Genomic DNA, 12,389 nt, shown 5'->3' on the forward strand with positions numbered 1-12,389 from the left:
ATGGGCCGTGCGCGCCACGGAGGGGATGCGCGGCCCCCGGAACCCCAGGGAGGCAAACGACATGGATGCCATCGCGTTGCTGAAGGCGGACCACAAGACGGTGGAGCAGCTGTTCCGCCGGTTCGAGAAGGCGGGCCCCAATGCCCACAAGCTCAAGCGCAAGCTGGTGGAGCAGATGGTGCTGGAGCTGTCCGTGCACTCCTCCATCGAGGAGCAGGTCTTCTACCCGGCGGTGCGCCAGCGCTCGGCGTCCTTGCGCGACGAGGTGCTCCGCTCGCTGGAGGAGCACCACGTGGTGAAGTGGGTGCTGTCGGAGCTGGACGAGCTGCCCTCGGAGGCCGAGCGCTTCGACGCGAAGGTCTACGTGCTGATGGAGAACGTCCGCGCGCACGTCCTCGAGGAGGAGACCACGCTCTTCCCCGAGGTGAAGAAGGCGTTCCGTCCGAACGAGCTGCGCGAGCTGGGCCAGGTGCTGGAGGCGGCGAAGCAGGCGGCCCCCACGCGTCCGCATCCGCTGGCGCCGGACACGCCGCCGGGCAACCTGGTCGCTGGCGCGGTGTCCGCGGTGATGGACATCGGCCGGGACGCGCTCCGGGCCGCGCGCCGCAAGGCCACGACCAAGGTGCGGGAGGTCACCGGGCGCGTCCCGAAATCGCGCGCTCCCTCCGCCGCCGAGTACGAGGCCAACGAGTCCGCCAGTCCGTGAGCCCGTGCTCCCCGAGTGAGCGGGCCCGGCTCCCCGTGGGGTGGGCCGGGCCCTTTCTCGTGGGCGTGAATGTCCTCGTGGAGGGGCCGTCCCAGGGAGTAAGGCAGCGGCAACACGACCCCGCCGTACCGCCCATCCGCCCCAAGGAGGCGCCATGCTTCACGCCCGTCCCGTTCGTTCCTGGCTGCTCACCGCCGTCCTGCTCGCCTCGCTGGGCGCTTCCGCCCAGTCCCTGCCCGTCTCCCAGGCCCGTCCCGCGGTGGACCCGGCCACGCGCACCCTGCGCGTCGAGGGCACCGGCGAGGTGAAGGCGCAGCCCGACGAGGCCTTCATCGACCTGGCCGTGGAGACGCTCGAGAAGACCGCGAAGGCGGCGGGTGAGCAGAACGCGAAGAAGATGGAGAAGGTCATCGCCGCGCTGACGTCCGCGGGCATCCCCCGCAAGGAAATCCAGACGCGCAACTACTCGGTGTACCCGGACTACGGGCCGCCGGCGCCCAACGAGACGGAGCCCAAGCTGCGCGGCTACCGCGTGAGCAACGTGGTGGGCGTGCACCTGACGGAGCTGTCGCGCGTGGGCAGCGTGCTGGACCAGGCGCTGGCGGCGGGCGCCAACCGGGTGGACCAGGTGCGCTTCGGCCTGGCGCGCCAGGACGCGGTGCAGGGTGAGGCGCTGCGGCAGGCGGTGGCGCGGGCCCGCAAGTCGGCCGAGGTGCTGGCCGCCGCCCTCAACGTGAAGCTGGGCGCGGTGGTGGACGCGAGCACCGTGACGGAGCCGCCGCAGCTCTACCCGGCCCGCTTCGCCATGGCCGAGATGGCGTCCGACGCGCGCGTCGCCACGCCCATCCAGCCGGAGGAGCAGACGGTGCAGGCCAAGGTCACGCTCATCTACGTCATCGAGTCCGTGCGCTAGCCACCACCCGCATCGACACCCCAGGGGCTCCGGGCCACGTGTCCGGGGCCCTTGTCGTTGGATGGGGCGAGCTCAGCCGGTGGGCCGCCGCGGGAGGCTCACGGTGAAGGTGGTGCCCCGCTCGGCCGTGGACTCCACCTCGACGTGTCCCTGGTGCGCGTCGACGATGGCCTTCACGATGAAGAGGCCCAGCCCCACGCTGCGGCTCGCCAGGTCCACCGCGTCGGTGCCGCGCTGGAGGGGCTGGAAGAGGTTCGGGAGTTGCGAGGCGGGGATGGGCGGGCCCTCGTTGTGGACCCGCAGCGTCACCCGAGGGCCGTCGCCGCGCGTCTCCACCTGGACGGGCGCCCCGGGCCGACCGTGCTTCAGCGCGTTCGTCAGCAGGTTCTGGACGACCTGCGCCAGCCGGTCCGCGTCCCACGTGCCGTGTCCGTCGCCGCTCGCCGCCACCCGCACGTCGGCGGAGGGGTGGGCCGTCTCCACCTCCTCCACGGCCGAGTGGCAGACCTGGTGGAGGTCCGAGGGGGCGCGCTCCAGCCGGATGCCGCCGCCCAGCCGCGCCTGGGTGAAGTCGAGCAGCTCCTTCACCAGCTTCACCGCGCGATGGGCCGACGCCTGGATGCGCTCCACCGGCCTGAGGGCCTCCGGCGGCAGGGTCTCCATGCGCTTGAGCCGCTCGGCCCCCATGAGGATGGCGCCCAGGGGGTTGCGCAAGTCGTGGCTCACGATGCCGATGAGCAGCTGCTCGAACTCCGCCTGCTGCTGGAGCTGTCGCGCGTGCTGCTCCCGCTCCTGCTCCAGCTTCCGCTGCGTCGTGATGTCCTGCAGGAGCGCGACGTAGCCGTCCACGGAGCCGCCCGGGGATTGGTGCGCGATGAAGGACACCCGCACGTCCCGCTTGCCGCCCAACCGGTAGGGCACGTCGTGCTGCTCGAAGGACAAGCTCTCGCCCGCGAGGCCCCGCCGCACGTACGGGCCCAGCACCGCGTACGCCGCCTCCCCGATGACCTCCCGGACCTTGCGGTTGCGCAGCTGGTCCCGCGAAATCCCGAACCACTCCTCGTACGCCTTGTTGACGCGGCCGTAGCGCTCGTCCGAGTTGACGTAGGAGACGAGGACGGGAATCGCGTCGAGCAGCAGGGACTGCTCGGCCTCGCTCACGCGCAGCTGCGCCGTGAGCGCCTCGTTGCGCTGGCTCACCCGCATCTTCTCGGTGACGTCGCGGAAGATGAGCACCGCGCCGGAGGGGGCGCTCGGCCCCGTGCGAATCGGCGCGGCGCTGTCCTCGATGGGGACCTCCGTCCCGTCCTTCCGGAGCAGCAGCGCGGGCCGCGTGAGGCGCTGGACCGACTCGGAGCCGAGCGCCCGCTCGACGGGGTTGTCCAGGGGCTCCCGGGTGACGGCGTCGATGACGCGGAAGACCTCCGCGACGGGACGCTGCCAGGCCTCGGACGTGCTCCAGCCGGTGAGCTGCTCGGCCACCGGGTTGAGGAGGAGGATGCGGCCGACCGGGTCCGTGGTGATGACCGCGTCGCTGATGGAGGAGAGCGTCGTGGACAGATGCGCTTCGCGCTCCCTCAGCCGCTCCCCCTGGGCCCGCACGCGCAGGAGGCTGGCCACCCGGGCGAGCATCTCCTCGTCGTGGAAGGGCTTGGCGACGTAGTCGTTGGCGCCCGCCTCCAGGCCCTCCGTGAAGTCCTCGTGGGCTCCTCGCACGGAGAGCATCAGGATGGGGAGGGTGACCTCGTCGTAGCGCTCGCGGACGTAGCGGCACGCGTCCAGGCCCGAGACGCCCGGCAACCGCCAGTCCAGCATGAGCACGTCGGGCGGGGGCTCCGAGGAGAGCCGCTCAAGCGCCTGCTCGGCGTCCTCGAACGTCTCCACCGCGTGGTGCCGCTCCAGCAGCTCCCGCGCGCGCGCGCGCTGGAGCGGGCTGTCCTCGACCAGCCACACGCGGGCGGATGGCGCGGTGCGCGAAGGGCGCTCCTTCGGGTCTGGAGGAAAACCAGGGGGTTTGTTCAAGGGAGGGGACGGCGGTGGTGCGCGGGGGCGCTGACCCACCCACGTTAGGCAGGACCCGGCGCGTCCGTCGAGGGCTTCACCCCGAGGCGGGGGCTCCACGTTTTCCCTCCGGGTGTCCGAGCGCGCCCGCCAGGGGGCTCGGAAGGCATGGCCTGCCCGTCCGCCTGGCCTCGCCTGAATCCCACGGGCTCAATCCGATGCATTCCATGACCGCTGGAGCCAATCCCATCCAATCAGGTTGGGATTGAGACGGCATGTCGGTCGGAAGACGATGCATGGCGTCAGGGTGGCTGCGACTTGACTGACAGATTTTATCTCGTTTCAATGATTGCTCCGGGTCTGCCAGTTTTTCCCGTGGCGTGAACCGGTCTTCCGTATCACTCACACAGGAGCAACCCATGAAGATCAAGACGCGCGTTCGTGCGGGCCCCATGTCGGCTGATGACGGTTCCACCGGCGGCGGAGGTCGCGGCTGTGGCGGCGGCATCATCATCGCCACGCCCCTCGACATCTGAGCGGTTTCCCGTCGTCACGCCTCGGCCGTCGGCGGACCGTGCACGGTCCGTCGGCGGTCGTCGTCTTTCGGCGCGCCGTCGCGCGGCCCGTCTTGCCGCACTGCGTTTCACGCCGGCCGAGAAATGCCAGTCACCCGACGGGACACACAGGTCCCGATGCGATTCGGCCACATCGGTCAATACTCGATATTCTCGTATTCGTGACTTCGTGGCTGGAATTCCAGCACCTGGGACAGTGATTGCGGGGCATCGCGTCAGGCGTTTCCGCGACGGGTGTTCGGGTGACTGGTGCAACTTGACCTCAAGATTCGGATTGGTTTTGATTGTGACTCCGGGTCCGCGAGGGTTGTGCTTCGCGTGAATCGGAAATCACGTCTCACTCACACGAGGAGCAGTCCATGAAGATCAAGACGCGCGTTCGTGCTGGGCCGATTGCCGCGGGCAGCGGCGGTCGTGGCTGTGGTGGTGGCGTCATCATCGCCGCGCCCCTCGACATCTGAGGTGGGGTTGGTGAGCTGAATCGGTCGCCGGTGGCCTGTGCACGGGCCGCTGGCGGCTGTTTTTCTTTCAGGACCCGTCAGGAGCATTCGCGTGAGCCAGGACTCGGTGCCGGTGTCGGTGGACCCTCACGAGACGCTGTACGTGCCGCTGAGGCGTCGCTTCATCAAGGAGTACCTGACCACGCCCGAGGGCGTGCGCGAGCTGCACATCTATTACGGCACCCGGGAGATCTCCATCGAGGAGCAGGACCTGCACTCCTTCGGGGAGCAGCTGTGCCTGGAGGACTCCTTCATGGCGGGCAACGCCACGAAGTGGACGACGGGCGAGCCGTATCCCTGGGAGCGCGTGAAGGAGCTGCTCGAGGCGCTGCTGGAGGAGGGCGTCGTCACGCGCGAGGCCCCGACGCTCGCCTTCGAGAGCGAGTCCCACCGCAAGTACCTGGCGATGGAGGCGAAGCGGGACGCGCCCGCCCAGCCCGTGTGGTGGAACCCGGACGCCCCGGAGGTGATGCGCGAGCTGACGGGGCGGCCCCTGGCGCTGGGGTTCCTGGAGGCGGTGCTGCCGGTGTATCGCATCGCGCACCCCGCGCTCGACACCGAGGGGCGGCACGTCGGGGAGAGCAACACCTTCCCCGAGCAGATGCGCATGAAGATGGACACCGAATTCAAGGCCTGCCACTTCGCCGGGAGCCGCTACCGCAACAACGCGCCCATGAACGTGACGGCGCTCAAGTCGATGATGCGCCACTGGAAGCCGATGATGCACGCGGTGCGCGCGGTGCGGCAGGCGTTCCTGCGCCCCGACACGGTGCTCCCGGACGGGCGCTGGCGGATGGGGGATTTGCACGCGGTGGCGTGCGCGGTGCTCGCGGTGCCCTCGTACATGTTGATGCGCGCGAACGACCCGGTGCCCAACGGGCAGCTGGACCCGGTGCTCTCCAACATCTACCGCGTGACGGACGGCGTGCGGATGGTGGCCGCGTACATGCTCTTCCTGCCGGAGGAGCCGCTCACCTACGACTCGCCCATCTCGTCCGCGGAGCTGCTGTACGTGACGGACCGCGACAACCACTACCTGTCCAACCGAGGCGTGTGCGCGGGGCCGCCGAACCTGGTGGACGAGTACTTCCAGACGCTGATGGACGGCCGGCCGGTGGCGAACGAGGAGCCCATGGCCTTCGAGTGGGAGAAGGACATCGTCCCGGGCGTGGACTACGGGCAGCTGGGACTGCAGCTCTACTCGCTCCAGTTCAACCTGTGGAGCTACATGTGTCGCGCGTACGAGCAGGTCCGCGAGGTGGCCCAGGCCGTCGCGTCGAAGGAGGGTGACTTCTGGAGCGGGCTGCAGGCGCGCCTGAAGAAGGACTTCGAGATGATGCGGCCCACGCGGCTGCACACGGCCACCCAGCGCGACTGGGCGGAGGCGCGCTACATCGAGATGTTCGACCGCGCGCAGCGGGGCATGAGCACCTTCCAGGAGGCGTCGCGGGTCCACCTGAAGGACATCTTCACGCCCGTGCACGACGCGGTGTTCGAACACACGCGCAAGGGGCTGAGCGCCCTGGTGCGCGCGAAGGTGGGTGACGCCTTCGGGACGCAGGCGGAGGCCATCGCGGACGCGGTGGCGGAGTACCTGACGCTGGAGCGCTCGGCGCTGCTGGCGCTGGAGAACGTGCAGCGGGAGACCAACGCGCTCCTGCGGCGGCCGCATCCGGAGCGGCGGTTCACCAACAAGGACCTGTCGCTCCACCACCGCATGCGCGCGGGCACCGTCGGCGTGCTGCCGTACCTGCTGGACGTGCTCCGGGACGAGTTCGGCGTGGACATCGACAACTCGCCGGAGGGGACGAGGCTGACGCCGGTGGGGGCTCCTCCGTCGGCCGCGGGCGCGGTGTGCCCGTTCACCGGGCGGACGGCGTCCGTCGCGTAGGCGCCCTTTCAGTCCAAGAAGGGCTGGATGCCTCGGCTCCGCTTGACGAGGCCCGAGGCGAACAACCCGCCGCAGTCCTCCCGGCGGGTGCAGCGCTCGCAGTCCTCGGCGTAGAGGTTCTTCCAGTCGGAGATGCTCTTGCGCGCGAAGGGGTGCAGCTCGCCGGGCAGGGTGCACAGCGGGTGGTTGTAGAGGGACGTCTCCAGCCCCGCGCGGCTCAACGTGCGGACCGCCGCGGTGAGCTGGGACGGGTAGTCGAGCGGGTCCATCCAGAGCAGGCCGAGGTTCGTCTTGGCGAACCCCATCAACTCCAGGCCCATCAGCGCGACGTGGTCGACGAAGGCCAGGTTGCGCGCGATGAACTCCGCGAGCTGGGGCAGGCGCGCGTACGTCTGCGCGTGGACCACGCAGCGCAGCTCCACGCGCACCCGGGAGCGCTTGAGGTGGAGGATGCCTCGGACCGTCTCGTCGAAGGCGCCCAGGGCCTGGACGACGTAGTCGTGCTCCTCGGGCAGGTCCGAATAGAGCGGGATGCCCAGCATGAGGTCGGGGTGCTGGACGTCCGCCACCGCGCGCGCCAGCTCGGGGTTCGCGAAGCCGCGCCCGTTGGTGAGGAGGTGGACCGCGGTTCGCGGCAGGTGGTGCTTCATCCGCGCGAGCAGCTCGACGAGGCGGCCCTTGAGCAGGCTCGGCTCGCCGCCGGTGATGCCGAGCTCGCGCGTCTCCGGGGAGATGAGCGGGAGCGCCTGCATCAGCTCGTCCACGAGCCAGGAGTCGTCCTGCTTGCGAGGCGGCTGGGAGCACATCAGGCAATTGTTGTCGCAGCGCTCCGTGACCAGGAAGGTGTTCGACGCAGAGGCGCGGCGGTACAGCGTCGACAGGGCGCCGCGCTCGGGATGGAGGCGCACCACGTCCCCCTCCGCGAGGTAGCGCAGGTTCGGAGGCAGGACGTAGGTGTCCCCCGGGGCCGCGCTGCGGCTTACGAGGCCCTCGTCCCACAGCAGGTACCCACGGAAGCCCGGGGGCAGTGACTCCGTGGGACGCCGCACGAGGAGCACCTCCTGCTCACGGAGGGAGGACGCGTCGTCCAGGTGCTCCCGGAGGCGGGCGATGAAAGGCTCGGAGGAGCGCGTCGAGAGGGCCGTCAGTCCGGCCGAGGCGAGGTCCAGGGCGGGCATGGCTCAGCGCCACCCCATGAGGATGTCGCGAGCGCGGGCGTCATCCTCGAGCAGTCCGATGAGGTGGCGCAGCACGCTCATCTGCTTCTGGCAGAAGGCGCTGAACGCCTTGTGTCCGACGGCGTCCTTCATCGTCGCCTGATGGAAGACGGGGTCCGCGCCACAGTAGGGGAGGAAGGCGCAGTCGCCGCACATGGGCACGCCCTCCGGCATGGTGTCGCTCAGGTGGGCCAGGAGCGTGTCGGACGTCATGATGGACTCGTAGGAGTCGTGCGAGAGGTGGCCCAGTCGGAAGGAGAAGTCACCCATCTCCGCGAGCATCCGCCCCTCGTCGGAGGCGTACACCGCGCCGTCGTAGTTGTAGACGAGCGCGCCGATGCCGATGCCCGCGGGCGACTGGAGGTCGACGTACGCCGAGCCCCGGGGTGAGAAGAGCTTCTGCAACAGGATGGCGGTGTACTCCTCCTGGAGCGGGTAGCCCTGCTCGTTGATGCGAAGGATGTGCGCGAGCCCGCGCTGGTAGAACTCCACCCACGCCGAGACGTCGTACTGGCGTGAGGCGCGTCCGCGGACGGCGAACCCATAGGGGCTGATGTTCCTGAGGAAGATGCCGTGGAAGCCCAGGCGCACGTACTCGTCGATGATGTCCTCGACGCGCGTGAGGCTCGCCTGTGTCGTGGTCATCAGCGCGGAGACGGCGTCCGGACCGAGCGCCTGTCGTGCCCGGTGAATCGCCTCGCACGTGCGTCGGTGGCTGTCTCCGCCGCGCACGGGGCGCTGGGTGTTGTGCAGGTCCTCGGGGCCATCGAGGGAGGTCGAGAGCAGCACGCCGTGCTCGCGGCAGAAGCCGAGCACCTCGTCGGTGAGGCGGGAGAGGTTGCTGGCGATGACGAACTGGAGGTCGCGGCGGTGCACCAGGTTCAGGGCCTTGGCGCGCTCGACGATGTACCGGATGCGCTCGAAGTGGAGCAGCGGCTCTCCACCCTGGAACTCGACCTTGAGGGTGGGGGATGGGCTGCGGAACATGAAGTCGAGCGCGCGGTCCGCGTGCTCCTGCGACATGTCGAACTCGAGGGCGCCCTCCGCTTGCCGGGACACCTGGCAGTACGCGCAGGAGTGGTCGCAGCGCAGGGTGACCACGAAGATGTGCAGGCCGGTGAAGTTCGCGAGCTGCTCGGCGCGGGTGCGGTACTTCAGCGCGAGCAACTCCAGCGCCACGCGGGAGTGCTCGTCGAACAGGAAGTGCCGCGACTTGAGCGCCTTGTAGGCCTCGCGGTGCGGTGGCAGCGCGTGACGGAGGAAGTCGAACAGCTCGTGTCGAGGGAGCACGACGTACTCGCCCACGTCGTTCGTCACGACGTAGCGGGCGTCATCCAGCTTGCTGAAGCGCAGGGGCGCGAGCTGGTAGCCCTGGGTGGACTGGTACCGGGAGCGGTCATGGAACATGGCGTGCGTCGACCTCAGTCCTGGCGAATCAGGCCGGTGCGCGAGAAGGCCTGCGCGACAATCAACGCCCGCAGGGCGCGGGTCTCATCGCCCACCTGCTCGCGCAGCTCCTGGTCCAACAGCTCCTGGAAGAACAGCCGCACCGTCTCGAGCGCGTCCTGCTCGGTGACGGCGGGCGCGAAGAGGAAGCGGAGGGGAATCCGGTCCGCGTCGGGCGAGCCGAGCACCGCGGTGCACCGGTCGGCGAAGCGGTACGCGGACTTCTGTATCGCCGCGAGTCGATAGACGCGCAGGTCGAGGACGGCCTGCACGGCGCCGTCGCGGAAGATGAGGTCGGTGTCCGTCGTCACGTGTCTGCTCCTCACCATTCGATGGTGACGTCGCCGGTCTGCCCTTCGACCAGGTCCACCTCGACGGTGGTGGTGCCGAGGAAGCGGTTCTCGATGCGGACCGTGTGCTTGCCCGCCGCCAGACGCATGAGGGTGGTCACGTCCTGCCCCGCGGGCTTGTCGTCGACGAAGATGCGTCCGCCAGGGAAGGCGACGAAGGACACCGTCGCGGGCTTGGGCGGTGGAGGGAGCGTGAGCTTGGGGGGCGGAGGTGTCGCGGGCTCGGCGGAGGGGACGTAGTAGCCGCCTCCGCCGCCGCCGTAGCTCCGGTTCCTGCTGCCGGAGTAGTGGCTGCGGTGCGAGGAGTGGGAGCGGTGCGAGCGATGACCCGCGAGCAGTATCTGCCCATGGGTGGGCGGGACGACGAGGAGCAGCTCGTCGCGCGAGTCCTCTTCGTTGCGCCGCCTCCACGTGGGTTGGGCGACCTGGAGCTCGATGCCGGGCACGAGCAGCCCCGAGGGCGCCGCGCCCCCGAGCAGTCCCATGAGCGCCGCGCTGACGGAGAGCAGCCGGGGAGGCTTCGGGTTCATGGCTTCACCTCACCGACGCGCAGCTCCATCAGGTAGATGCCGTTCCATCTCGCCACGAGCGTCACGCGGCCATCCTTCCAGGTCGTCTGCGTGGGGGGCTTGCCTCCACGAGGCTGGGGCGGCGCGGGCAGCTCGACGGGATGCCCCAGGACGCGTGAGAGCAGCTCCTTCGTCACGGGCGTGCGCTTCAGGTTGTTGAGCACGCGGGACTCCTTGTCCGAGCCGGCCAGGTACGCGCCCACGCAGCGCCCGTCCCGCAGCTCGCACGAGAGGGAGACGGACTCCGTGGTCTTCGACAGGATGTTCGGGTGACTGCTGGCCGTCAGTTGGAGCAGGGCGATGGCCACCTCGCGCTCCGCGCCGATGAGCGGAATCTGCTCCCGCTCCTCCCGGGCCCAGGTGAGGGCCTGATTCGCGCGGACCGACACCTGTGGGTCGTGTGGCGTGTCCGCCATTTCGGCGGCGAGCGCGGTCGTCTTGTGGAGGTGGAGGACCCAGTCCAGGGTGGCGGCCTTGGGACGCGGCTTGGGCGTCAGTTGCTCCTGGAGCGCAGTGCTCAGCTGTCCGATGAGCCGCTCGCGGCTCGGCGTGGGCTGGGCGGTGTACGCGGCGAAGAGCGCCTTCCATCGGCAGGGGTCCGTGGAGCAGGCCGCGTGCTCCGTGTCATGGAGGCGCGCGGTCAGCTCGCCGAGGTCCCTCGAGAAGCTCCGCGCGAGCACGGGCTGCGCGGAGGCGAGCACCGTCGAGGCGGAGGCCACGTCCTTGCGCTCGAGAGAGGCGAGGGCCTGCTGACGGGTGAGGGACAGGAGGTGTTGTTCGACCTTCGCCCGCTCGGGTGCGTTCGGCGCCATGGCGAGGGCATCCTTGACGACCTCGTCCACGTTCTGCTCACGGAGCGCATGGGCCAGGTGCAGGTCCGCCCAGGCCTGCTGGAGCTCGGGTGACTCGGGCTCGCCCAGCGCCTGCAGCTCCGTCTGCGCGTCGTCGAGGCGTCCCTCCGACATGTGCTGCCGTGCATCCTGGAGGCTCGGCTCCGAGACCATCGCCAGGACGGTGACGGGGAGCGCGGACACCGCCGCGCCGATGCCCCAGCCGCGTGCCCGACCCTTCCGTCCCAGGGTCCAATCCCGCACGAAGTGCTCGGCCAGAATCGCGGACACGCCGAGGAACACGCTCATGAACACCAGCAGGCCGTTCCAGAAGTAGGCGCCGCGCAGGATGTAGAGCAGCGGAATCCCCAAGGCCAACGCGAGCAGGAGCCCGCGCACCGCCTGGACCTTCCGACCGCGCGCCGTGAACTGCCGGTCCGCGGAAGGCGGTGGCGCGAGCATCCGCTGACCCTCGAACTCAATCGTCGTGGGAGGCGCGTCCGCGATGGAATAGGAGACGCGCGCGGCGGGGACCTCGAACACCTGGAAGCTCTGGCTGGTGATGCGCTCCCGGGGCTTGAGTTTGACCTGGGTCTTCCCCCAGTGCTGGTGGACCCAGTCCTCGGGGAGATGGAGCGAGACCTTCTCCTGCGCGAGCACGCCATTCGCGCTGATGTCCCCCACGAGCTTCGCGTCCTTCTCCATGTCCGTCTTCGTCCACACGAGTCGGCGCAGCTCCTCCTCCTCGGACAGCACCAGGAAGTCGAAGCGCACCGACTCGACGAACTCGAGCCAATGCTGTTCGCGGCCGCGCCCGTGACACGCCGAGCAGTTCACCCGTCCCGAGCGACAGGAAGGGCAGGGAACCGTCCCCTTCGCGCTGCACGACCTGCAGTTCATGAGTCGGCGCGAGCCGTTCGACGCATGGCCGTAGGCCTTCCGCGAGCCCCCGCAGTTGGAGCACTGGACGACCTCCCTGCCGGCGCAGTTGGGGCAGGAGACCGTGCCTCTGCTTCCACACGGCGAGCACGCGAGGATGGAGAGGCTGCTCTCGCGCAGGCTCGCGTGGGTCTCGGCCCAGGGGTCGACGCTGTCCGACTGTCGCCTCAACCCCGTGACGTCCGGCGAGCCCTGCGGCGCGCCCTTCTTCCACACCACCTGCCGCTCCGTGATGACGGAGTAGAGCCGGGCCGCCCTGCGTGCCTTTGGCTCCACGGCGCGGATGAAGTCCTTCGGGTTCGGAGGCGGCACGGGCAGTCGCCGGGTCCACTCGACGAAGGCCTGGACCGCGGCCTGCTGGATGGCCTCCGCGTCCACGGGAGGCATCGGGTCGATGGTCTGGGGTTGCTGGGACGGAAGGCTCATGGGCGACAAGGCCTCATCAGAAGACG

General features: G+C 69.6%; 9 protein-coding genes. 3 read left to right on the forward strand and 6 right to left on the reverse strand.

What is annotated here, in order from left to right:
- Positions 1 to 61 precede the first annotated feature (61 nt).
- A complete protein-coding gene (locus tag LXT21_RS28510) occupies positions 62 to 706 on the forward strand; it encodes a hemerythrin domain-containing protein (RefSeq protein ID WP_254041349.1) in 645 nt (214 codons plus the stop codon).
- A 154-nt stretch (positions 707 to 860) separates the two neighbouring features.
- Positions 861 to 1,619, forward strand: a complete 759-nt coding sequence (locus LXT21_RS28515; RefSeq protein ID WP_254041350.1) for an SIMPL domain-containing protein — start codon at positions 861 to 863, stop codon at positions 1,617 to 1,619.
- A 72-nt stretch (positions 1,620 to 1,691) separates the two neighbouring features.
- Here the strand turns inward: LXT21_RS28515 and LXT21_RS28520 are convergent, their stop codons facing one another.
- Positions 1,692 to 3,641, reverse strand: coding sequence for a hybrid sensor histidine kinase/response regulator (locus LXT21_RS28520; protein WP_254041351.1), 1,950 nt, complete (start codon positions 3,639 to 3,641; stop codon positions 1,692 to 1,694).
- Between the two features lie 1,106 nt (positions 3,642 to 4,747).
- On the opposite strand from LXT21_RS28520, the gene LXT21_RS28525 reads away from it, so the two are divergent.
- Positions 4,748 to 6,586: a hypothetical protein gene (locus LXT21_RS28525; RefSeq protein WP_254041352.1), complete on the forward strand. Its 1,839-nt coding sequence runs from the start codon at positions 4,748 to 4,750 to the stop codon at positions 6,584 to 6,586.
- Positions 6,587 to 6,594: 8 nt separating this feature from the next.
- Here LXT21_RS28525 and hxsC read toward each other — a convergent pair whose 3' ends face one another.
- Genes hxsC through LXT21_RS28550 form a run of 5 tightly spaced genes read right to left on the reverse strand, consistent with a single transcriptional unit; the run spans position 6,595 to position 12,363 of the window.
- Positions 6,595 to 7,764 (reverse strand): His-Xaa-Ser system radical SAM maturase HxsC, encoded by a 1,170-nt coding sequence (gene hxsC / locus LXT21_RS28530; RefSeq protein ID WP_254041353.1) that lies wholly within the window; start codon positions 7,762 to 7,764, stop codon positions 6,595 to 6,597.
- A gap of 3 nt (positions 7,765 to 7,767) precedes the next feature.
- Positions 7,768 to 9,210 (reverse strand): His-Xaa-Ser system radical SAM maturase HxsB, encoded by a 1,443-nt coding sequence (hxsB, locus tag LXT21_RS28535; protein ID WP_254041354.1) that lies wholly within the window; start codon positions 9,208 to 9,210, stop codon positions 7,768 to 7,770.
- Between the two features lie 14 nt (positions 9,211 to 9,224).
- Complete coding sequence (hxsD, locus tag LXT21_RS28540) at positions 9,225 to 9,560, reverse strand: His-Xaa-Ser system protein HxsD (protein ID WP_254041355.1); 336 nt, start codon at positions 9,558 to 9,560, stop codon at positions 9,225 to 9,227.
- Between the two features lie 11 nt (positions 9,561 to 9,571).
- Positions 9,572 to 10,129, reverse strand: coding sequence for a peptidase associated/transthyretin-like domain-containing protein (locus LXT21_RS28545; RefSeq protein WP_254041356.1), 558 nt, complete (start codon positions 10,127 to 10,129; stop codon positions 9,572 to 9,574).
- Positions 10,126 to 12,363 (reverse strand): DnaJ-like cysteine-rich domain-containing protein, encoded by a 2,238-nt coding sequence (locus LXT21_RS28550; protein ID WP_254041357.1) that lies wholly within the window; start codon positions 12,361 to 12,363, stop codon positions 10,126 to 10,128. The genes LXT21_RS28545 and LXT21_RS28550 overlap by 4 nt, the downstream gene beginning before the upstream one ends.
- Between the last annotated feature and the right edge of the window lie 26 nt (positions 12,364 to 12,389).

Source organism: Myxococcus guangdongensis (assembly GCF_024198255.1).
GTDB classification, from domain to species: Bacteria; Myxococcota; Myxococcia; order Myxococcales; family Myxococcaceae; genus Myxococcus; species Myxococcus guangdongensis.

What these genes read in the sequence shown, in the direction of transcription:
- LXT21_RS28510 (WP_254041349.1), top strand. Translation starts at nt 62, where the DNA reads ATGGATGCCATCGCGTTGCTGAAGGCGGACCACAAGACGGTGGAGCAG.
- LXT21_RS28515 (WP_254041350.1), top strand. Translation starts at nt 861, where the DNA reads ATGCTTCACGCCCGTCCCGTTCGTTCCTGGCTGCTCACCGCCGTCCTG.
- hxsC (WP_254041353.1), bottom strand. Translation starts at nt 7,764, where the DNA reads ATGCCCGCCCTGGACCTCGCCTCGGCCGGACTGACGGCCCTCTCGACG.
- hxsB (WP_254041354.1), bottom strand. Translation starts at nt 9,210, where the DNA reads ATGTTCCATGACCGCTCCCGGTACCAGTCCACCCAGGGCTACCAGCTC.
- LXT21_RS28545 (WP_254041356.1), bottom strand. Translation starts at nt 10,129, where the DNA reads ATGAACCCGAAGCCTCCCCGGCTGCTCTCCGTCAGCGCGGCGCTCATG.
- LXT21_RS28550 (WP_254041357.1), bottom strand. Translation starts at nt 12,363, where the DNA reads ATGAGCCTTCCGTCCCAGCAACCCCAGACCATCGACCCGATGCCTCCC.